This is a genomic window from Mycobacterium montefiorense (genome assembly GCF_025823255.1).
GTDB lineage: Bacteria > Actinomycetota > Actinomycetes > Mycobacteriales > Mycobacteriaceae > Mycobacterium > Mycobacterium montefiorense.
The window spans coordinates 25278-46708 of record NZ_JACKVL010000002.1 but is presented as its reverse complement, the minus strand read 5'-3'; the positions used below and the strand labels follow the sequence as shown (position 1 = coordinate 46708).

Sequence of the window (21431 nt, the reverse complement as noted above, 5' to 3'; positions counted from 1 at the left end):
AGCCCCCGGGCGCGTCATGTCGACGCGGCCACGCGAGGGCTTCGCTATGTACCCGGGTCACTTCTCCCGGACTTGTGATGGTCTCGCCCCGAGCGGCTCGGCTAGAACCAACCCGGCGCCGTGCTGAATGTCGGCCTGACATGCGGCGCTACATTGCGAGCTGGCAATGGTCGCGCTTGTCTAAGTCTTCATTCGGGTGTCTGCCGCCGGTCCGGCGACGTTCACCCTTTGTCAGTATCCCACATCACGCCGCAGGCCCAAACGAGCCTGACCTGGAACCCGGCAATGCGGTCGGAGGTCTAAGGGCCTAAGCGCCGGGAAACCATAGCGCGATTTCGCGCTTGGCCGAATCGATCGAATCGGATCCGTGCACCAGATTGAACTGCGTTTCCAGCCCGAAATCGCCGCGGATGGTGCCGGGCGTGGCCTTGTCCACCGGGTCGGTACCCCCCGCGATCTGGCGAAACGCCGCAATCGCCCGCGGGCCCTCCACGATTGCCGCCACGACACGGCCCGAGGTAATGAAGTCGAGCAACGACCCGAAGAACGGCTTGCCCTCATGCTCGGCGTAATGCTGGGTGGCCAGCTCCTTGCTCACGCCGCGCAGCTCGAGCGCCACGATGTTGAGGCCCTTGCGCTCGATGCGGTCGATGATCTCGCCGATCAGCTGGCGCTCGACGCCGTCGGGCTTGATCAGTACCAGGGTCCGTTCGGTCACGGCGCACAGCGTACAGAATCAATCGGCGCTCAGCCCGGCGGTATTTGCCCGTGCTCCTGGCGCCGGCGGACCTCGGCGCGGAAGTATGCGATCAGCAGCCACAGCCCGCTAAACAGCAGACCGATGAATCCCACCCCCGGGTAGACGGCGAATCCGGCGAGAACCAGCAGTTGAACAGCCAGATTCACCCAGATCGCCCACGGTCTGCCCTGCACCCCGCACAGCAGGATCAGCAACGCGGCGAGCCCGACCAGGTAGCCCAGCGAGGCCCCGTTCAGGCCGCCGCCCACCGCGCCGACTACCGGTATTGCCAGCAGTACCACGACCGCCTCCAAGATCAGCGTCGCGGCCATCACGCCCCGGAAGCTCTTCCAAGGGTCCGCGGGCGGCGGTTGCTGGTCACTATCGGTCATTCCGGGTCACGCCCAAACAAGCTCCGCGCGGCCCCGGCGGTGACAACCGAACCGGTGATCACCATCCCGGTACCGGAAAACTCCCCGCCCTCTCCGTCTGCGGCGGCCTCGTCGACCAGCGCGGTCGCAACATCGATCGCGTCGTGCAGGTTCTCGGCGGTCAGCACCCGGTCGGGCCCAAAGCGCTGCTGGGCTACCAGCGCCAGTGACTCGACATCGAGTGCCCGCGGCGACCCGTTGTGGGTCACGACCACGGAATCGAACGCCGGCTCCAGCGCGGCAAGGATGCCGTCAACGTCCTTGTCAGCCATGACGCTGAGGACCCCGACCAGATAGCGGAAGTCGAATTCACTGTCCAGAGTCTGCGCCAGCGCGGCCGCTCCAGCCGGATTGTGCGCGGCGTCGATGAAAACCGTGGGTGCGCTGCGCATGCGCTCCAGCCGGCCGGGGCTGGTGACGGCGGCAAAGCCGGCCCGGACCGAGTCGATGTCGAGTTGCCGCTGCGCGCCGGCGCCGAAAAAGGCCTCGACCGCCGCGAGAGCCACCGCCGCGTTGTGCGCCTGGTGCTCGCCATGCAGCGGCAAGTACACATCGGAGTACACCCCGCCAAGACCCTGCAGCTGCAGCACCTGCCCGCCGATCGCGACCTGACGGCCCATCACCGCGAACTCGGAATCCTCACGAGCTACTGCTGCGTCGGCCGGAACAGATTGCGCCAGAAGTACTTCCATCGCCTCGGGCACCTGTCGCGCGATGACCGCGACGGTGTCGGGAGCGCCGTCCGGGGCTTTCGTGATGATGCCCGCCTTCTCACCGGCGATCCCGGCGATGTCCGCGCCGAGGTATTCCACGTGATCGATGCCGATCGGGGTGATCACTGCGACGGGTGCGTTGATGACGTTCGTGGCGTCCCAACGACCACCCAAACCCACCTCGACGACCGCGACCTCGACGGGCGCATCGGCGAAGGCCGCGAACGCCATCGCGACCAGCACCTCGAACTTGCTCATCGCCGGACCACCGGCGGCCTGCGACTGCGCGTCGACCATCTGCACGAACGGCTCGATCTCGCGGTAGGTCGCGACGTATTCTGCTGGGCTGATTGGCTTTCCGTCGATCGCGATGCGTTCGACCGCCGACTGCAAATGTGGGCTGGCGGTTCGGCCGGTGCGCCGGTGCAGCGCGGTCAGCAGCGCGTCGATCATTCGCACCACCGAGGTTTTGCCGTTGGTGCCCGCGACGTGGATCGACGGATAGCCGAGCTGCGGCGAACCGAGCAGGTCCATCAGGGCGCTGATCCGGGTCAGGCTCGGTTCGATCTTCGTCTCGGGCCAGCGCTGATCCAGCAGATGCTCGACCTGCAACAGGGAGGCGATCTCATCCGGCGTCGAAGCCACGCTGGTGGCCGGGCTCCAGTCGGGTTGGTCGGTCATTGCAGCCCGGCCAGCCTGATGTTGATGCGGCCGGTCTCCTCTTGAGCCAATCGCTGACGATCGCGGATCTTGGTGACGACCTGATCTGGCGCTTTGGCCAGGAAGTCAGCGTTGGCCAATTTTGCTGCGGTGGAAGCCAATTCCTTCTGCGCCGCTGCCAGATCCTTTTCGAGGCGACGACGTTCGGCCGCGACGTCGATGGTGCCCGACGTGTCGAGCTCGACGACGACGGTGCCGCCGCGCAGGCGCACTTCCAGGGACACCGACGCGCGGAAATCCGGGCCCGGCGCGGTGAGCCACGCCAGCGACGTGACGGCAGCCACCTGAGTGCTCAGATCGCTGTCCTGGACACCAGCCAGCCGGGCCGGCACTTTCTGCCGGTCGGCCAGACCCTGGTCACTGCGGAACCTACGAACTTCGGTCACCAGTCGTTGCATATCGCTGACACGCTGCACGGCAACAGCATCCAGGCTGATGCCGGACGGCCGCGGCCACTCGGCGATCACCAGGGACTCCTCGCCAGTCAACGCTTGCCACAGTTCCTCGGTGACGAACGGGATGACCGGCTGCAGCAACCGCAGCAGCGTGTCGAGGACCGCGGCCAGCACCGCGGTGGTCTGGGTGAGCCCGTCGGCAAGTTGCACCTTCGCCACTTCGAGGTACCAGTCGCAGAATTCGTCCCACGCGAAGTGATAGAGCGCTTCGCAGGCCCGGCTGAACTCGTAGCTGTCGAAAGCCGAATCAACCTCGGCGCGAACCTCTTCCAGCCGCCCCAAGATCCACCGATCGGCGTCGGTCAGCTCGGCGACCGGCGGCACCGGAGCCAGCCGCGCCCCGTTCAGCAACGCGAACCGGGTGGCATTGAACAGCTTGGTGACGAAGTTGCGCGAGGCTCGGACGGCATCCTCACCGACCGACAGGTCGCCGCCGGGACTGGCGCCGCGGGCAAGCGTGAACCGCAACGCGTCGGCCCCGAACAACTCCAGCCAGTCCAGCGGGTCGATCACGTTGCCCTTGGACTTACTCATCTTGCGACCGAATTCGTCGCGGATCAGCCCGTGCAGGAAGACATCGGTAAACGGCACCTGCGGGCCGCGGGCGCCGCCGAGCGTGATCGCTTCGTCGGCGCCGACGAACGTGCCGAACATCATCATCCGCGCCACCCAGAAGAACAGGATGTCGTATCCGGTCACCAAAACGCTTGTCGGGTAAAATTTTTCCAGCTCCGGAGTTTGCGACGGCCAGCCCAGAGTCGAAAACGGCCACAGCGCCGACGAGAACCAAGTGTCCAGCACGTCGGGGTCTTGCTCCCAGCCCTCCGGCGGGGTCTCATCCGGGCCGATACACACCTGTTCGCCGTCGGGTCCGTACCAGATCGGGATGCGGTGGCCCCACCACAGCTGTCTCGAAATGCACCAGTCGTGCATGTCGTCCACCCAGGCGAACCAACGAGGCTCCAGGCTGGCGGGGTGAATCACGGTGTCCCCGTTACGCACTGCGTCGCCGGCGGCTTTGGCCAGCGATTCCACCCGGACCCACCACTGCAGCGACAGCCGGGGTTCGATCGCCTCGCCGCTGCGTTCCGAGTGCCCGACGCTGTGCAGGTAGGGCCGCTTTTCCTCGACCACCCGGCTCTGGGCCGCCAGCGCCTCACGAACCGCGACGCGGGCCTCGAAGCGGTCCATGCCGTCGAATTGCGTTCCGGTGTCCACGATCCGGCCCTTGGTGTCGAGGATCGAGATCATCGGCAACTCGTGGCGCAGCCCGATCTCGAAGTCGTTCGGATCGTGAGCGGGCGTTACTTTGACTGCGCCGGTACCGAATTCGGGGTCCACGTGCTCGTCGGCGACGATGATGAGCTGTCGATCGATGAACGGGTGCGGCAACGTGGTGCCGACCAGGTGGCGGTAACGCTCGTCGTCCGGATGCACCGCCACCGCGGTGTCGCCCAGCATCGTCTCGACCCGGGTGGTGGCGACCACAATGTGCGGTTGCGAGTCGTCCAGCGAGCCGTACCGGAACGACACCAGTTCGCCTTCGACGTCGACATAGTTGACCTCGAGGTCAGAGATCGCCGTCTGCAGCACCGGCGACCAGTTGACCAGCCGCTCGGCTTGATAGATCAGCCCTGCGTCGTAGAGCCGTTTGAAGATTGTGCGCACCGCACGCGATAGGCCCTCGTCCATCGTGAACCGGTCGCGGTCCCAGTCGACTCCGTCGCCGAGGCGCCTCATTTGGCCCCCGATGGCGCCGCCGGACTCACGCTTCCAGTCCCAGACCTTATCGACGAAGAGTTCGCGACCGAAGTCCTCTTTGGTCTTGCCGTCGATCGCGAGCTGCTTTTCCACCACGCTCTGAGTAGCAATACCGGCGTGGTCCATCCCCGGCTGCCACAGCACCTCGTATCCCTGCATCCGCTTGCGGCGGGTCAGGGCATCCATCATCGTGTGTTCCAGCGCGTGGCCCATGTGCAGGCTGCCCGTGACGTTCGGCGGCGGCAGCACAATCGAGTAGCCGGGCTTGCCGCTCGTCGAGTCCGCCTTGAAGTAGCCGGCGTCCACCCACTTCTGGTAGATCGCGGTCTCCACCGCACCTGGATCCCACGACTTGGGCAGGTCGGCGGCAGAGCTGGGGCTGGCGGTCACTCGGTCAATTCTAGGAACCGCGATAGGGCCGCGTGTAAGCGCCCGAACACGCGTGTGCTCGGTCACTCTCGGTTTGGCCGTCCCGATCAGGGAATGGTGAGCACCTGGCCTGGGTGGACCAGGTCGGGATCGGTGACGCCACTGGCGTCGGCGATCACCCGATACTTACTGCCGTCCCCGTAGAAGCGCTCCGCGATGGCCCACATCGTGTCGCCGGAGACGACGGTGTACTTGCGGCGCACGGGTCCGGCGGCAGCGTCCGCCACGGGCTCTTGTGCGGGCTCGGCGATCGGCTCGATCGTGGCGATCGTCACATCCGCGGCGCCGGGCTCGGGGGCCGGCGCGGGGGGCGGGGGTCCGTCGGTCTCGGTGTGGGTGGACCACGCCGGGCCGTCGGCGGCATACAGCACCAGATTGCAGTCATCCTGAAGAACGAGCCGGACGTCCTTCTTGCCTTGGGTATCGGTGTGCCACACCGGTTTGTCCGACGCGTACAGGACGAAGTTGCCGTCGCGCTGCACTTCGGCGCGCACCACGTCCTGGCCGTTGGTCGCCGTCGCCCAGACCGCCTCGCCCCGGGCTGCCAGCACGAGGTTGCCGTCGTCTTGCAGCGCGAGGGTATAGGCCCCGTTGGCGGAGGCCAGCGATTGTCCCTTCTGCAGCTGCTGTCCTTCGGTAAGCGTGTCCGACATGGCATTCCCCTCTCGTCGTCCCTCTGCATTTCGTCCGCTTTGGCATACCTCGCTGGGCGCGATCGAAACCCTCGGGAATCGAGGTGAAAACCGTTGTGGCAGCGAGCTAATCCAGCCGTTCGGTGCGCAGAGTCGCGCCGGCGGCAGGCAGTCGGGCCAGCAAAACGTCGCCCATTGCGGCCGCCGGAGTGAGCACACCACGCAGACCCGAGAGCTTGGCACGATCCAGAGCGAGCGCAAGGCCGCACTCCCCCAGCAACACCGAGGTCGCCTTGTAGCCGGGGTCTCCCCGCTGCTCGAGCCTCGCGACGTAGCGCGCGCCGCTGGTCGTGGTGGTGTAGGTCTCCAGCCGGTAGTAACCGCGGTCCCGGGTACGCTCGCTCGGGCCGGTGCCGGATTTGGGTGTGATGCGGTCCACCAGCGGGCGCGGCAGCAGCCGGAAGTAGCGGCTGCCTAGCTCAAACGACGCGTTGCCGATACCGGCCATGATGGCGGACGCCACCGGCGCCACGGGGGACGAACCCAGGCTCATGTGTTCGCTGTAGCGGAATCGCCGACCGTATGACCAATCCAGTAATCCGTTGCTGCGTCGCACGATTCGGGTATTGATCGACGACATCAAGAATCCTGCCGTCCAGACACCGGACAGCTCCGGCGCAATGTAGCGAGCCCGCCCCCAGGGCAGATCGGGCTGCCGGCCGAGTTCGGGTTCGGCGACGCGATCGGTGCTCAACGTGTACGGGTCGGCAAGCTGACGGCGTATTTCGGGGTCATTGGACGCGGCTCGCAGCACGCCCATGATCGACGCGACCGTACCGCCGGAGAGCCCGCCCACCAACTTGCGCATCACGAAGCTGGTAGCGCCGAGTTCGCCGGCGCCGTCGTTTTGTGCCGCCCGGTACAGCGCGTACACCGTCATGTCGGAAGGAACGGAGTCGAATCCGCAGCAGTGCACAATGCGGGCTCCGGAGTCGGCGGCTTGCTTGTGATAAAGGTCGATCGCCGCGCGGATGAACATCGCCTCACCGGTCAAGTCCGCGTAGTCGGTGCCGGCCGCGGCGCACGCCGCTACCAACGGCATCCCATATTGGGCGTAGGGCCCGACGGTGGTGACGACGACCTGGGTGCGAGCAGCCATCTCGTTCAGCGTCGACGGCGACGCCGCGTCGGCGCGCAGAACCGGCCAGGACTGCGCGGGCTCGCCCAGGCTGTCACGAACGGCGCGCAACCGGTCTGTTGAACGGCCGGCCAGGGCGATCCGCGCACCGGCACCGGCGCGGGCCAGGTATTCGGCGGTGAGCTTGCCGACGAAGCCGGTCGCCCCGTACAGCACGATGTCGAATTCACGCCCCGTTTCGGTCATCGTCGCGACGGTACCCGCAAGCCACCCTTCGGTCAGGGCGGGTGCCACGGTCCGGGGATAACAGAAAGATGCCGGGCACTAGGCCCGGCATCTTTCTGTGTTGACTAAGGCAGCGACGCCGCCTGACGGTTAGCCGCGCCGACCGCAGACCGGCCAAGCGCCGATCCCCTGCGAGTGCAGCACGTTCTCGGCCACCCGGATCTGCTCCTCACGGCTCGCGCCGTTCGCAGAACCCGACCCACCGTTGGCGCGCCAGGTGCTCGGGGTGAACTGCAGGCCGCCGGAGAAGCCGTTGCCGGTGCTGATCCCCCAGTTGCCACCCGACTCACACTGGGCGATGGCATCCCAGTTCACGCTGTACGCCTTGATCGGCGGGGGCGGAGCGTCCGGGCCCGGAGGCGGCGGCGGTGCATCCGGTGCCGGAGGCGGCGGCGGTGCGTCAAAGCCCACCGGTGCAGGCGGCGGCGCGTCAAAGCCTGCGGGCGCGGGCGCGTCAGGAGCCGGAGGCGGCGGGGGCACATCCGCGCTGGCGGTGGCCGACGAAAGCGTCACCAGCGATCCTGTGATCACAGCGAGGACGAGCGTCTTACGGACGTTATTCAAAGTGTTCCTTTCGCGGTGCGCGCGCGCCAAAGCAAACCCACCGAGGCGGGTTTAGGTACTTCGTGATGTGGAAATGGGTGCTCTGGGACGTGCCGTCTCGATTCGGCACGGCAGCGAGGGCATGATCTGCCCAGCGGGTCAAAATCCGCTGGCTGTCGGGCGGCCATCGCCGTCCGCAGCCCCGCTCACACACGGGTCCGTGGATTAAATTTTCTTTAACCCCTTTCGGGCTAAATGGGACCGTAGGGGACCGGGCAGCATTCGTCATATCCGACACGCCGATATCTCGGAACAATAACGAGTAGATTATGGTGCCAACTGAGAAATATTTTTGCAGGTCAACTGCGCCGTTTCCGTGAAAACTCCCGGGTCAAGATCAGAGTGCAATCGTGACTCGAATCACGTCCATTTTGTGAGCTGGGCCACGCATTTGCCATGCGGTCAAGCACCGACTCAGTTCGCTGCCGTTGAAGCCCGATCAGCGGCGATCCAGCGCCCGATAGCGTCGGCTTCTTGATCGGTTCACCTGGAGCCGGATCAACTCGTAGAAGCCTGCGCCTACCAGTCCAAACATGCCTCGCAGCAACGCCATTCACTCATGTCGACGAGAGACATCCGGACCAAGCCTCATTGGCATCTGGTAAACATGTCCCCGCCGCCGTTTCGGGCGAGTTGCGCAGTGCTTCAAAGGCTTTAGCCGGACTCATGCATCGAACTACCCCGCCGGGGCCGCCGATGCGGCGCAGCCCACCGCCGCCGACGCAACCGCGCACGCTGCATCACCAGCATTTGCGCAAAACAATTTGCTGAGGAAATTACCGTAGCTGTTGTCCTGAGCGGCGACTTGGTTTCGACCGCCGGAGTAGCCCGCGCTAGCCGGTCAGGTGCTCGAAATCCATTCTGTCCCAACATGATCCGTTCCACAGCAGCCGCCTGTGTCCGAAATTATTCCTAGATGATTACATAATGGAGGGGCTATCCTCAACACGCCAATAACGGAATGAGATAAAAGACGGCTAACTCGTCACGCATTTAAGCGAAGTGTGTATACCGGTAAATGCAAAAGACGGAAACTTTTAATGCCAATTGCGCCGAAAGTAGCCGGCACCCTTTCAGGCTCCGGGCTGCACCAGGGCGCGGAACTCGGAGTCGGTATTGACGTTGGTCAGCGCGCGCGAATCCGGCAGCACGATCTGCTGGGCGTCCGACGCATCGATCAGGGCGCTCATCTTGCGCTCACCAGCGGCCGCCAGCGCGTCGATCCGGTCGGCCAGGTCGGTGCGGTACACCGCGGCCAGGTAGTGGCTGCGGCCGTCCCACGGCAACACCACTTCGGCGTCTGTCTTGGTGGCGAGCGCCGTGAGTTCGTCGATCAATTCGGCTGCCAGCAACGGCATGTCGACCGCGCAGACAAACGCGTACCGTGCGCCCGCTTCCGCGGCCGCGCGCAGTCCTCGCCCAGCTGCGGGCAGCGGTCCCAGCCCCTGTATCTCGTCACGGATAACGCGCGCGTCCAGCAGGGGCAGCGGTTGTCCCGGGGCGGCGACGACGAATACCGGATCGCAGCGCTGTGCGACGACGCCGACGACATACTCGGCCAGGGTGCCGGCTCCCCCAGGGCCCGGCAGGGTGGCCTTGTCGCGGCCCATGCGCCGCGATTCGCCTCCGGCGAGTACCACTGCGGCCAATGACACTGCATCGGACACGAGCGCCAGCCCCCTAGTCGACTGTCCAGGTGTCACGCCCGCGCAAGAGTGACTGCAGCGCGGCCGCGTCGAACGGTGTTGCGGCCCGGGCCGCGGCGACCTGAGCACGGGCAGCGTCGTCGTAGGTGGGCCGGGAGATATCCCGGAAGATGCCCAGCACGGTGTGATCCAGGTTTTGATCCGACAGCCGCGACAGCGCAAATGCGTAGGCCGGGTCGTCGGCGTGCGCGTCGTGCTTGACGATCTCCTGGACTGCAACGTCGGCGGTCTTGGCGACTTCGAGGCTGAAGCCGGACTTCACCACGCAGTATTCGCCGTTGGCGCCGAACACAATCGGCTCGCCGTCACGGACGTTGATCACCCGGTCCTCGGCGCCCTCTTTGCGTAGTGCGTCGAACGAGCCGTCGTTGAAAATCGGGCAGTCCTGCAGGATTTCGACCACCGAGGCGCCACGGTGCTCCGCCGCACCACGCAACACCTCGGTCAGGCCGGCGCGGTCGGAGTCCAGCGCGCGACCGACGAAGGTCGCCTCGGCTCCCAGCGCCAGCGACACCGGGTTGAACGGGTGATCCAGCGAACCCATCGGCGTCGACTTGGTGACCTTGCCGATCTCTGACGTCGGCGAGTACTGGCCCTTGGTCAGCCCGTAGATCCGGTTGTTGAACAGCAGGATCGTGATGTTGACGTTGCGGCGCAGCGCGTGGATCAAGTGGTTGCCGCCGATCGACAAGGCGTCGCCGTCGCCGGTGACCACCCAGACCGACAGGTCCTCGCGGGACAGCGCCAGGCCGGTCGCGATCGCCGGCGCGCGGCCGTGGATCGAGTGGAAGCCGTAGGTCTCCAAGTAATACGGGAAGCGGCTGGAGCAGCCGATGCCACTGATGAACACGATGTTCTCGCGGCGCAGCCCGAGGTCGGGCAGGAAGTTGCGGATCGTGTTGAGGATGACGTAATCGCCGCAGCCCGGGCACCAGCGGACCTCTTGGTCACTGGTGAAGTCCTTGCCCTTCTGCGGCTGATCCGTGGTGGGCACGCCGTCGTTCTTCTTCAACCTCGGAGTCAAGCCGAGGTCTGTGCCTGCCAGGTCGCCAGCGATCCCGCTTGTCATGCGTTAGCTCCAACCGTTGCTGCCGCCATTCTGGCGACCATCGCTTTGTCCTGTTCGATTTCGGCCAGCGTCCCGGCCAGCGCGGCGCGGATGACCCGTCCGATCTCGTCGGCGAGGAACGCAAGACCGTGCACCTTGGTGACGGATTGCACGTCGATCAGGTACTTGGCGCGCAGCAGCATCGCCAGCTGACCCAGGTTCATCTCGGGTGCCACCACCATCGGGTAGCGCCGAAGCACGTCGCCGAGGTTGGCGGGGAAGGGGTTGAGATAACGCAGGTGTGCATGGGCGACCTTGATGCCCTTGCGCCGGGCACGCCGACAGGCCTCACCGATCGGGCCGTAGGAGCTGCCCCAGCCGATCAGCAGCAGCTCGGCATCACCGGTCGGGTCGTCGACTTCCAGGTCGGGCACCGTGATGCCGTCAATCTTGGCCTGGCGCAACCGGACCATGAGGTCGTGGTTGACCGGCTCGTAAGAGATCGCGCCCGAACCGTTCGCGGCTTCCAGGCCGCCGATCCGGTGTTCCAGCCCGGGAGTGCCCGGAATGGCGAACTGGCGGGCCAGTGTCTCCGGGTCGCGGGCATACGGCTGGAAGGGCTCGTCCGGCTTGGCGAAGGTGTGCGTGATCGGCTGCAGCGAACCGACGTCTGGGATTTGCCGCGGCTCCGAGCCGTTGGCAATTGCGCCGTCGGACAACAGGATCACCGGCGTGTGGTAGGACAGCGCGATGCGCACCGCCTCCAGAGCGGTTTCAAAGCAATCGGACGGCGACCGCGGCGCCAGCACCGCCACCGGCGACTCTCCGTTGCGGCCATACAGCGCCTGCAGCAGGTCAGCCTGCTCGGTCTTGGTGGGCAGACCGGTCGACGGCCCGCCCCGCTGCACGTCGACAACCAGCAGCGGCAGTTCGGTCATCACGGCCAGGCCGAGCGCTTCGGACTTCAGCGAGATACCCGGTCCGGAAGTGCTGGTGACGCCCAGCGCACCGCCGTAGGAAGCGCCGATCGCGGCGCAGATGCCGCCGATCTCGTCCTCGGCCTGGAAGGTGATCACATTGAAGTTCTTGTGCTTGGACAGCTCGTGCAGGATGTCCGACGCCGGCGTGATCGGGTAACTGCCGAGCATGACCTGAATACCGGACAGCTGACCGGCGGCCACGATGCCGTAGGCCAGCGCGGTGTTGCCGGAGATCTGACGGTATTCACCGGTGGGCAGGGTCGCCCGGGAGACCTCGTAGGTAGTGCCGAAAGCCTCGGTGGTTTCGCCGTAGTTCCAGCCCGCCTTGAGGGCGAGCACGTTGGCCTCAGCAATGTCGGGCTTGCGGGCGAACTTCTCCCGGATGAAGTTCTCGCTGGTCTGGATCGGTCGTCCGTACATCCACGACAGCAGGCCCAGCGCGAACATGTTCTTGGCGCGCTGCCCGTCCTTCTTGGACGCGCCGATCGTCTCGACGGCACCCAGCGTCAGCGTGGTCATCGCGACGGAATGCACGACATAGTCGGACAACTCGTCGGTCTCCAGCGGGTTTGCTACATAACCCACCTTGGTCAGGTTGCGCTTGGTGAATTCGTCGGAATTCGCGATCACCATTCCGCCGCGCGGCAGATCGCCGAGGTTGGCTTTCAACGCGGCCGGATTCATCGCGACCAGCACGTCCGGCCGGTCGCCGGCGGTCAGGATGTCGTAGTCGGCGATTTGAATCTGGAAGGACGAGACTCCGGGCAATGTGCCTGCGGGGGCACGGATCTCGGCGGGATAGTTCGGCTGAGTCGCAAGGTCGTTGCCGAAGAGCGCGGCCTCCGAGGTGAACCGGTCACCGGTCAGCTGCATTCCGTCACCGGAGTCCCCGGCGAATCGGATGACAACCTGTTCCAGGCGCTGACGGTCCGACGACCCACCATGAGAATCTGACCCGGCTCCGCTGCCGTTCGGGTCCACGTCTCCGCCTTCCATTTGTTACCGGACAGGCACTCTGCCGAAGCTTCAGGTTACGCGCCGTCAAAGGGGGTCCCGGGCTCGTACGTTCGTATGAGACTGGTAGTACCAATTATTGCACTCGTTTTCGTTTCTTAAGAACGTCTCTGGCGGCGCGTACTTACCAATATCTTAGGCAAAACACGAGATCAACGCGGTCCTACTGGTGAGTACGACACAAAACTGTGGTATTGGTCACGTTGCCGACGGGCGTATTTCGCATCCCGGAATCGGGCGATCACCCGGGCATTGTTCGGTAAGCACAAAGGCCACGAGAAACTGCTCTTCGGAACGGCACTGCTGCGGTCGTCAGGTCCGACCGTGAAGGGTGCTGCCTACGCGCTCTTGTCGCGGCGCTCGCTGCGCGACGCCTTGCGCGGCACGATCGTCGGCAGCACGTTGTCCTGCACCGTCTCCTTGGTCACGACCACCTTGGCGACGTCGTCGCGGCTCGGGATGTCGTACATCACCGGCAGCAGCACCTCTTCCATGATGGCGCGCAGACCACGTGCACCGGTGCCGCGGTGGATCGCCTGGTCGGCGATCGCCTCAAGTGCGTCGTCGCTGAACTCCAGCTCCACGCCGTCCATCTCGAACAGCCGGGTGTACTGCTTGACGAGCGCGTTCTTGGGCTCGGACAGGATCTTGACCAACGACTCCATATCGAGGTTGGTGACCGAGGCAACCACCGGGAGGCGGCCGATGAACTCGGGGATCAAACCGAACTTGATTAGGTCCTCGGGCATCACGTCGGCGAAGTGGTCGGTGGTGTCGATCTCGGCCTTCGAGCGAACCTCGGCGCCGAAGCCCAGACCGCGCTTGCCGACGCGCTCGTAGATGATCTTCTCCAGCCCGGCGAACGCACCCGCGACGATGAACAGCACGTTGGTGGTGTCGATCTGGATGAATTCCTGGTGCGGGTGCTTGCGGCCGCCCTGCGGGGGAACCGACGCCTGGGTGCCCTCCAGAATTTTCAGCAGGGCCTGCTGCACGCCTTCACCGGAGACGTCGCGGGTGATCGACGGGTTCTCGCTCTTGCGGGCGATCTTGTCGACCTCGTCGATGTAGATGATGCCGGTCTCGGCGCGCTTGACGTCGTAGTCGGCAGCCTGGATCAGCTTGAGCAGAATGTTCTCGACGTCTTCACCGACGTAGCCGGCTTCGGTCAGTGCGGTGGCGTCCGCGATGGCGAACGGCACGTTGAGCATTTTTGCCAGGGTCTGGGCCAGGTAGGTCTTGCCGCAGCCGGTGGGGCCGAGCATCAGAATGTTGGACTTGGTCAGCTCAACCGGCTCACAGCGGGAGTCACGACCCTTCTCGCCGGCCTGAATCCGCTTGTAGTGGTTATAGACCGCGACCGCCAGCGTCCGCTTGGCGGTGTCCTGCCCGATGACGTAGCCCTCGAGGAACTCGCGGATCTCGGCAGGCTTGGGCAGTTCGTCGAGCTTGACGTCGTCGGCGTCAGCCAGCTCCTCTTCGATGATCTCGTTGCAGAGATCAATGCACTCATCGCAGATGTAGACGCCCGGGCCCGCAATAAGTTTCTTAACCTGCTTCTGGCTCTTCCCGCAGAACGAGCACTTCAGCAGATCGCCGCCGTCTCCGATGCGCGCCATGGTGCCTCAGTGCCTACTTCCCTGTTCGCCGTACGCCTTAACGTGCCGCATGCATTCCCTCCGACGCTACCCGGTGGATCGGGCCCCCCGCGACCATTAGCGACGAATCGCGTCGGTGGTATTCATGCCTGTCCGAAAACATATAGCCCGACACCCCCCGTAGCTGGCGCAGACGCGCTTTCCGTGTCTTTGGCGTGTCGCGGTCGTTACCCGACCGAGGCTGCTTTCGCCAAACGGGCTGGTGGCCAGGCCACCACCTTACAGTGACTAGGTGGGATTGGCTGCGTGAATTCTCGGGGCGGTCGATTTCTCGCCGCGAGTGCACGTTGAGCGACGCCAGAAGACAGGTGTTAGGCGTTCTGCGCGGAGAGCTTCCGGTACTCGAGAACGGTGTCAATGATCCCGTAGTCCTTCGCGTCTTCGGCAGTCAGGATCTTGTCCCGGTCGGTGTCCTTGCGGATCACCGCGGCATCCTTGTTTGTGTGCCGGGCCAGCGTGGTCTCCATCAGCGTGCGCATCCGCTCGATCTCGGCGGCCTGGATCTCCAGGTCGGAGAACTGACCCTGGATCACGCCGGACAGCGACGGCTGGTGGATCAACACGCGCGCATTCGGCAACGCCATCCGCTTACCCGGCGTACCGGCGGCCAGCAGCACCGCCGCGGCCGAGGCGGCCTGACCCAGACACACCGTCTGAATGTCGGCCCGCACGTATTGCATCGTGTCGTAGATCGCCATCAGTGAAGTGAACCCGCCACCGGGCGAGTTGATGTACATGGTGATGTCGCGGTCGGGATCCAGCGACTCGAGCACCAGCAACTGCGCCATGATGTCGTTCGCCGACGCATCGTCGACCTGAACGCCGAGGAAGATGATGCGTTCCTCGAACAGCTTGTTGTAGGGGTTCGACTCCTTGACACCGAAGCTGGAGTGCTCAATGAACGACGGGAGGATATAGCGCGCCTGGGGTTGAGTTTCGGGGTTCACTGGGCTTCTCCATTGGTGATGTGGGCGGCGCGGGTGATGATGTGGTCGACGAAGCCGTACTCCAGAGCCTCCGGAGCGGTGAACCAGCGGTCGCGGTCCGAGTCGGCCTCGATGCGCTCGATCGGCTGGCCGGTGAATTCCGCGTTGAGCCGGAACATCTCCTTCTTAATGACGGCGAACTGCTCGGCCTGGATGGCGATGTCGGCCGCGCTACCGGTCACCCCGCCCAGCGGCTGGTGCATCAGGATGCGGGCGTGCGGCAGCGCGTAGCGCTTGCCCTTGGTCCCCGCCGCCAGCAGGAACTCACCCATCGAGGCGGCCATGCCCATCGCGTAAGTGGCGATGTCGCAGGGCGCCAACACCATCGTGTCGTAGATCGCCATCCCGGCGCTGATCGATCCGCCTGGGGAGTTGATGTAGAGGTTGATGTCCTTGTCACCGTCCTCGGCGGCGAGCAGCAGAATCTGCGCGCACAACCGGTTGGCGACCTCATCGTTCACCTCCGAACCCAGGAAGATGATGCGCTCGGAGAGCAAGCGCTCATAGACCGAGTCCGTGAGGTTGAGACCCACCGAATTCGAACGCATGTCAGTCACGACCGGGTTACCTGCTTTCTTTCAGATCTGTACTCACGACACTAACCAACCGAGCCCGCGGTTTCGCGGCCACGCACCCCTGAAGTCGGCGCGTTCGCTCACAGCGTCAAGGCTGGGTCATTCCTCGCTGGACTCATCGGCCGCGTCGTCGCCTTCGTCCGAATCGTCGGCATCCTCGGCGGCAGCGTCACCCTTCGAGCGGTCCGGAAAGAACTCGCTCGTGTCGATGGTGTTGCCGGCGGTATCGGTGACCGTCGCCTTCGAGACCACCGCGGCGATCGCCAGACCACGCCGCACGTCGGCGAACATGGCCGGCAGCTGGTTGTTTTCCTGCAGGTAGGCGAACAACTGCTGCGGCTCGATGCCGTATTGCCGCGACGTCGCCACCAGGCGCTCCGTCAGGTCGTCCTGGCCGACCTGGACCTCCAGTTCGTCGGCCAGCGCATCGAACAGCAGCTGCCGTTGCACGTCCTTCTCCACCGCGCCGCGCGTCTCGGTTTCGAATTCCTCGCGCGTCTTGCCCTGCTGGGCCAGCACCTCTTCGAACTTGGCTTCGTCGTGGTTGACGCTGTCGATGGCGCCGTGGATAGCCCTGTCGAACTGTTCGGTGACGATGCCCTCCGGCAGCGGCACGTCGACCTGCTCAAGCAGGGCATCCATCGCGGCTTCCTGGATCTTGCCCGCTTGCTCGGCACGCTTGACGTTGCCGACCTGGTCGCGCAGGCTGTTGCGCAGTTCGTCGATGGTGTCGAATTCGCTTGCCAATTGCGCAAATTCGTCGTCGGGCTCCGGCAGTTCGCGTTGTTTGATCGTCTTGACCGTGACGGTGACCTGCGCGTCCTGGCCGACATGTTCGCCCGTCGCCAGCTTGGCGGTGAATTCCTTGGACTCGTCGACGGACAGACCGACCAGCGCATCGTCGAGACCCTCGATGAGCCGGCCGGAGCCAACCTCGTGCGACAAACCCTCCGCGGCGGCGCCCGGGATCTCCTCGCCGTCGATGGTCGCCGACAAGTCGATCGACACGAAGTCGCCGTCGGCTACCGGACGATCCACTCCGGTGAGGGTGCCGAACCGGGCACGCAAGGACTCCAGCTCGGCGTCGACGTCGTCGTCGCCAACCTCGATCGGGTCCACCGAAACCTTCAGCGCGCTGAGGTCGGGCAGGGTAATCGTGGGTCGGACGTCGACCTCGGCCGTGAATGCCAGGTCCTCGCCGTACTCCTTCTTGGTCACCTCGATTTCGGGCCGGCCGATCGGGTGCACTTCGACCTCGGTGACCGCTTGTCCATACCGGGTGGGCAGCGCCTCGTTGACGACCTGCTCGAGCATCTCTTCCCGGCCGAAGCGGGCCTCCAGCAACTTCATCGGCACCTTGCCGGGCCGGAACCCGGGCATCCGGACCTGCTTGGCGAGCTCCTTGTAGGCGCGCTGGAAGTCGGGCTCAAGTTCGGTGAAAGGCACCTCCACGTTGATGCGCACCCGGGTGGGGGTCAACTGCTCGACGCTGCTCTTCACGGGTGTGCTCCTCGTTCTTTGTTTCTCGGTGGCCTTGGGTTGCGGCGCGGTGCTGGTCGGGGTGACAGGATTTGAACCTGCGGCCTTCCGCTCCCAAAGCGGATGCGCTACCAAGCTGCGCTACACCCCGCGCTGACCTCGCGATCCTACGGCCCGACCGCACCGGCTTCGAAGCGACCTCGGGACCTCACAAAGCCGTCACAAATCTGCCTCGATTAGATTTGATCTTCGCCGCCAGATACAGTCTCGCTCGACTAATGCATGCGGGCGTAGCTCAATGGTAGAGCCCTAGTCTTCCAAACTAGCTACGCGGGTTCGATTCCCGTCGCCCGCTCGGGGTAAGTAGTGCTCCACAGGAAAGGCGCCATGAGCGACCTGGTAACAGACGTGGACATTAAAGGCTCATGCGCGGCCGATTTCGTCGGGGTGCGCAACGCGTTCGAGCGCAACTTCGCGGAGGAAAGCGAACAGGGCGCGGCCGTCGCGGTCTGGGTCGACGGGGACCTCGTCGTCAATCTCTGGGGCGGCTGGGCCGACGCGGCCGGCACCCGGCCCTGGCAGCAAGACACCCTGACCACGGTGCTGTCCGGCACCAAGGGCCTGTCGGCCACCTGCGTCCACCAACTCGTCGACCGCGGTGAGCTGGACCTGCACGCACCGGTAGCCCGCTACTGGCCCGAATTCGGGCAACTGGGCAAGCAGGACATCACGTTGGCCATGGTGATGTGCCACCGCTCCGGGGTCATCGGGCCGCGCGCACCGATGAGCTGGCAGCAGGTCACCGACTGGGACTTCGCCTGCGAGGAAATCGCCGCCGCGGAGCCGTGGTGGGAGCCGGGCACCGCGCAGGGCTATCACATGACGACGTTCGGCTTCATCCTCGGTGAGGTCTTCCGCCGCGTCACGGGCCGCACGATCGGCCAGTATCTGCGCACCGAGATCGCCGAACCGTTGGGCGCCGACGTCCACATCGGCCTGTCCGACGCCGACCAGCTCCGCTGCGCCGAACGCGTCAACAAGCCGCACATGCGCGACCTGATCGCGCATGTGCCCAGCTGCCCGACCAGCCTGTCCGAACACCCCAAGGCCGGGCTCGCGATCGCCATGGGTTTCGCCCCGGACGACGAGGTCGGCTCCTATGACCTCGAACTGTGGCGCCGGCTTGAATTCCCCGGCACCAACGGTCAGGTGTCGGCCCTGGGATTGGCCACGTTCTACAACGCGCTCGCTCAGGAGAAGCTGCTCAGCCGCGAGCACATGGACCTGATTCGGGTGTCGCAGGGCGGCTTCGAGCCTGACCTGGTGCTCGGCCCGCGCGTCGCCGACCATGGCTGGGGGCTGGGCTACATGCTCAACCAGCGTCACGTCAACGGACCCAACCCGCGGATCTTCGGCCACGGCGGGCTGGGCGGCTCGTTCGGGTTCGTCGACCTGGAACACCGCATCGGCTACGCGTACGTGGCGAATCGCTTCGACGCCACCAAGTCCAACGCGGACCCACGCAGCCTGGCGTTGAGCAACGAGGTCTACGCCGTACTGGGCGTCGACGTCTCCTGACCCACTCGACATGATCGCGCCCTGCCGAACGATGCCGGCAGGACGCGATCGGTGAGTTGGGCTTGGGTCAGGGGTGCCATCCGGGTGGGGGCGGCGGTCCGCCCGGACCCCCTGGTCCCCAAGGACCGCCAGGACCGCCCGGCCCTCCGGGACCACCTGGGCCCCAACCGGGCCCACGGTCCCAAGGATTTCCGGGACCACCCGGTCCCCCGGGCCCGCCGCGCCAGTCATGACAGTTGTTCCAGTCCCAGTTGTTGCCCCAGCCCGGATCCCAGAACTCCCCTGGGCACCATTGCGGGAACGGCCCGGGCTGCGCGTAAGCGTCGGCGGCGACGCCCACACCCGCCAGACCCGCGATGGCGGCTCCAGCGAAAATCGTTGCAGCTAAACGCGGAATCGTTTTCACAAGCGGCACTGTTACCCGCCGCGCCGAAATCGAAAACTATAGACGCCAGCGTTTCTTCCTGTCAGTTTCCTGCCAGTCCGATTCGCGTCACGACGCTCACTTCTGGCAGGTCGGGCACCAGAACACGTTGCGGCCCTCCAGCACGGCCGTGCGGATCGCGCTGCCGCACACTCGGCACGGATCGCCGGCGCGCCGATACACATAGGTGCGCGGGCGGTCCGGCCGGTAGGACGGCGGACCGTGATCGTGTTCGGGCAGCACCACGACGATCTTGCCGCGCCGCAGGCCGACCTTCATCAACGCCACCAGGTCGGTCCATGCGGCATCGAACTCCGCTTCGCCGACCCCCCGGCCGGGCCGGTACGGGTCGATGTGATGGCGGAACAACAACTCGCTGCGGTAGACGTTGCCCACCCCGGCGATGATCGTCTGGTCCATCAGCAAGGCGCCAATAGGCCTGCGGGACTTCGTGATACGGGCCCACGCCGAGGCGGGGTCGGCGTCGCTGCGCAACGGGTCGGGACCGAGCCTGGCCACGACCTCGCTGACCTGAGCCTCGTCGATCACCTCGCACACCGTCGGGCCGCGCAAGTCGGTTCCGTACTCGGCGCCGACCATCCGCATCCGCACCTGCCCGACCGGTTCCGGAAGCGGAGGGAGCTCCCAATCGGTGAAAGTGCCGTAGAGGCCGAGATGTACGTGCACGATCGGGCCGCCGGCGTAGTGGTGGAAAAGATGCTTGCCCCAGGCGCTGGACTTCCGCAGCACCTGACCGTCGACCGCGGCCGCCGCACCGGCGAAGCGACCCTGCGGGCTGGACACCGCGACCGGTGCACCACCGAATCGCCGTTGGTGCAGCCGGGCCAGCCGGTGCAGCGTATGGCCTTCGGGCAACGCAGTCCTTAAGCCTGCGCGCCGGGCACCGGCGGCGCCTGGTGGGTGCGCTCGTACTCGTCGAGAATGTCGATACGCCGTTGGTGGCGCTGCGCTTTCGACCATGGCGTGCTGAGAAAGGCGTCGACGAAGGTCAATGCGTCGGCCACGGTGTGCATCCGGCCGCCGATGCCGATCAGCTGCGCGTTGTTGTGTTCGCGCGCCAGCGACGCGGTCTCGACGCTCCACGCCAGCGCGCAGCGTGCGCCCGGAACCTTGTTGGCCGCGATCTGCTCGCCGTTGCCCGATCCCCCGATGACGATGCCGAGGCTTGCCGGGTCGGCCACCGTGCGCGCTGCGGCGTCGATGCAGAACGCGGGGTAGTCGTCTTCGGCGTCATACGTGAACGCGCCGCAATCGATCGGCTCGTGCCCGGTCTTTTTCAGGTGCTCAATGATCGCTTGCTTGAGCTCGAATCCAGCGTGGTCAGAACCCAGGTAGACGCGCATGACCGCAATGTTTACCCGCACGCCTGCGCGACGCAACTCGCGGGGTGTCGCGTCGCGGTGCGCGGCGAGGTCAGTCGAACTCGGGGCGCTCGTGACGCGAGCGCTTGAGCTCGAAGAAGTGCGGATACGCGGCGAAGGTGACCGAGGCGTCCCAGAGCTTGCCGGCCTCTTCACCGCGCGGAATGCGCGACAGCACCGGGCCGAAGAACGCCACGCCGTTGACGTGGATGGTCGGTGTGCCGACGTCCTCGCCGACTGCGTCCATGCCGGCGTGGTGGCTCTTGCGCAGCGCCTCGTCGTATTCCTCGCTGGTTGCGGCCGCGGCCAACTCGGCGGGCAGACCGACCTCGTCCAGCGCTAGCTTGACGACGTCTTCGAGTTCCTTGTTGCCCTTGTTGTGAATCTGGGTGCCCATCGCGGTGTACAGCGGGGCCAAAACCTCAGCGCCGTGGGCCTGTTCGGCGGCGATGGCCACCCGGACCGGGCCCCAGGCCAGCTTCATCCGATCCCGGTATTCCTCGGGCAGGTCTTCCCGGTTCTCGTTGAGTATCGCCAAACTCATCACGTGGAAGTTCACGTCGATGTCGCGAACCTTTTCGACTTCGAGGATCCAACGCGACGTGATCCATGCCCACGGGCACAGCGGGTCGAACCAGAAGCCGGCTTCGTCCTTAGCAGGGGCTTTCTCGGACATTGTGCAGTCCTCTCGGAAA

At 65.3% G+C, this 21431-nt stretch carries 18 protein-coding genes and 2 tRNA genes; 2 read left to right on the top strand and 18 right to left on the bottom strand.

What is annotated here, in order from left to right; genetic code table 11:
* Positions 1 to 307 precede the first annotated feature (307 nt).
* The 15 genes from ndk to H7K34_RS00130 form a co-directional block, all read right to left on the bottom strand.
* Positions 308 to 718, bottom strand: coding sequence for a nucleoside-diphosphate kinase (gene ndk / locus H7K34_RS00200; RefSeq protein ID WP_264058547.1), 411 nt, complete (start codon positions 716 to 718; stop codon positions 308 to 310).
* 29 nt (positions 719 to 747) lie between these two features.
* Positions 748 to 1131 carry a DUF4233 domain-containing protein gene (locus H7K34_RS00195; RefSeq protein ID WP_264058544.1) on the bottom strand — a complete coding sequence of 128 codons (384 nt, stop codon included), beginning with the start codon at positions 1129 to 1131 and terminating at the stop codon, positions 748 to 750.
* Positions 1128 to 2564: a bifunctional tetrahydrofolate synthase/dihydrofolate synthase gene (folC, locus tag H7K34_RS00190; RefSeq protein WP_264058542.1), complete on the bottom strand. Its 1437-nt coding sequence runs from the start codon at positions 2562 to 2564 to the stop codon at positions 1128 to 1130. The genes H7K34_RS00195 and folC overlap by 4 nt, the downstream gene beginning before the upstream one ends.
* Positions 2561 to 5209: a valine--tRNA ligase gene (locus H7K34_RS00185; protein ID WP_264058538.1), complete on the bottom strand. Its 2649-nt coding sequence runs from the start codon at positions 5207 to 5209 to the stop codon at positions 2561 to 2563. The genes folC and H7K34_RS00185 overlap by 4 nt, the downstream gene beginning before the upstream one ends.
* Before the next feature lie 86 nt (positions 5210 to 5295).
* Positions 5296 to 5901, bottom strand: coding sequence for a LysM peptidoglycan-binding domain-containing protein (locus tag H7K34_RS00180; protein ID WP_264058532.1), 606 nt, complete (start codon positions 5899 to 5901; stop codon positions 5296 to 5298).
* Between the two features lie 106 nt (positions 5902 to 6007).
* Positions 6008 to 7264, bottom strand: coding sequence for a saccharopine dehydrogenase family protein (locus H7K34_RS00175; protein WP_264058524.1), 1257 nt, complete (start codon positions 7262 to 7264; stop codon positions 6008 to 6010).
* A gap of 129 nt (positions 7265 to 7393) precedes the next feature.
* Positions 7394 to 7867, bottom strand: coding sequence for a transglycosylase family protein (locus tag H7K34_RS00170; protein WP_264058522.1), 474 nt, complete (start codon positions 7865 to 7867; stop codon positions 7394 to 7396).
* A gap of 1112 nt (positions 7868 to 8979) precedes the next feature.
* Entirely contained in the window at positions 8980 to 9582 is a 603-nt protein-coding gene (gene mobA, locus H7K34_RS00165) for a molybdenum cofactor guanylyltransferase (RefSeq protein ID WP_276059124.1), read from the bottom strand.
* A 4-nt stretch (positions 9583 to 9586) separates the two neighbouring features.
* Entirely contained in the window at positions 9587 to 10681 is a 1095-nt protein-coding gene (locus H7K34_RS00160) for a 2-oxoacid:ferredoxin oxidoreductase subunit beta (protein WP_264058512.1), read from the bottom strand.
* Complete coding sequence (locus H7K34_RS00155; RefSeq protein WP_264058510.1) at positions 10678 to 12621, bottom strand: 2-oxoacid:acceptor oxidoreductase subunit alpha; 1944 nt, start codon at positions 12619 to 12621, stop codon at positions 10678 to 10680. Before H7K34_RS00155 ends, H7K34_RS00160 begins: the two co-directional genes overlap by 4 nt.
* Before the next feature lie 371 nt (positions 12622 to 12992).
* Positions 12993 to 14273: an ATP-dependent Clp protease ATP-binding subunit ClpX gene (gene clpX, locus H7K34_RS00150; protein WP_264058508.1), complete on the bottom strand. Its 1281-nt coding sequence runs from the start codon at positions 14271 to 14273 to the stop codon at positions 12993 to 12995.
* Positions 14274 to 14623: 350 nt separating this feature from the next.
* The gene (clpP2, locus tag H7K34_RS00145; protein ID WP_108921682.1) at positions 14624 to 15259 is read right to left on the bottom strand and encodes an ATP-dependent CLP protease proteolytic subunit ClpP2; all 636 of its coding nucleotides are present in this window, start codon (positions 15257 to 15259) and stop codon (positions 14624 to 14626) included.
* A complete protein-coding gene (gene clpP1 / locus H7K34_RS00140; protein ID WP_108921683.1) occupies positions 15256 to 15846 on the bottom strand; it encodes an ATP-dependent CLP protease proteolytic subunit ClpP1 in 591 nt (196 codons plus the stop codon). Before clpP1 ends, clpP2 begins: the two co-directional genes overlap by 4 nt.
* 126 nt (positions 15847 to 15972) lie before the next feature.
* Entirely contained in the window at positions 15973 to 17373 is a 1401-nt protein-coding gene (gene tig / locus H7K34_RS00135) for a trigger factor (protein ID WP_264058504.1), read from the bottom strand.
* Positions 17374 to 17426: 53 nt separating this feature from the next.
* Positions 17427 to 17503, bottom strand: a tRNA-Pro gene (locus H7K34_RS00130).
* A 133-nt stretch (positions 17504 to 17636) separates the two neighbouring features.
* Here H7K34_RS00130 and H7K34_RS00125 point away from each other — a divergent pair.
* A tRNA-Gly gene (locus H7K34_RS00125) sits at positions 17637 to 17707 on the top strand.
* Positions 17708 to 17739: 32 nt separating this feature from the next.
* Positions 17740 to 18930 carry a serine hydrolase domain-containing protein gene (locus tag H7K34_RS00120; protein ID WP_264058501.1) on the top strand — a complete coding sequence of 397 codons (1191 nt, stop codon included), beginning with the start codon at positions 17740 to 17742 and terminating at the stop codon, positions 18928 to 18930.
* Positions 18931 to 19432: 502 nt separating this feature from the next.
* Here the strand turns inward: H7K34_RS00120 and H7K34_RS00110 are convergent.
* The 3 genes from H7K34_RS00110 to H7K34_RS00100 all read right to left on the bottom strand — a co-directional run bounded on the left by H7K34_RS00110 (position 19433) and on the right by H7K34_RS00100 (position 21412).
* Positions 19433 to 20230 carry an Fpg/Nei family DNA glycosylase gene (locus H7K34_RS00110; RefSeq protein ID WP_264058499.1) on the bottom strand — a complete coding sequence of 266 codons (798 nt, stop codon included), beginning with the start codon at positions 20228 to 20230 and terminating at the stop codon, positions 19433 to 19435.
* Positions 20231 to 20238: 8 nt separating this feature from the next.
* Entirely contained in the window at positions 20239 to 20718 is a 480-nt protein-coding gene (locus H7K34_RS00105; RefSeq protein ID WP_264058497.1) for a ribose-5-phosphate isomerase, read from the bottom strand.
* Between the two features lie 70 nt (positions 20719 to 20788).
* A complete protein-coding gene (locus H7K34_RS00100; RefSeq protein WP_264058495.1) occupies positions 20789 to 21412 on the bottom strand; it encodes a mycothiol-dependent nitroreductase Rv2466c family protein in 624 nt (207 codons plus the stop codon).
* Positions 21413 to 21431 lie beyond the last annotated feature (19 nt).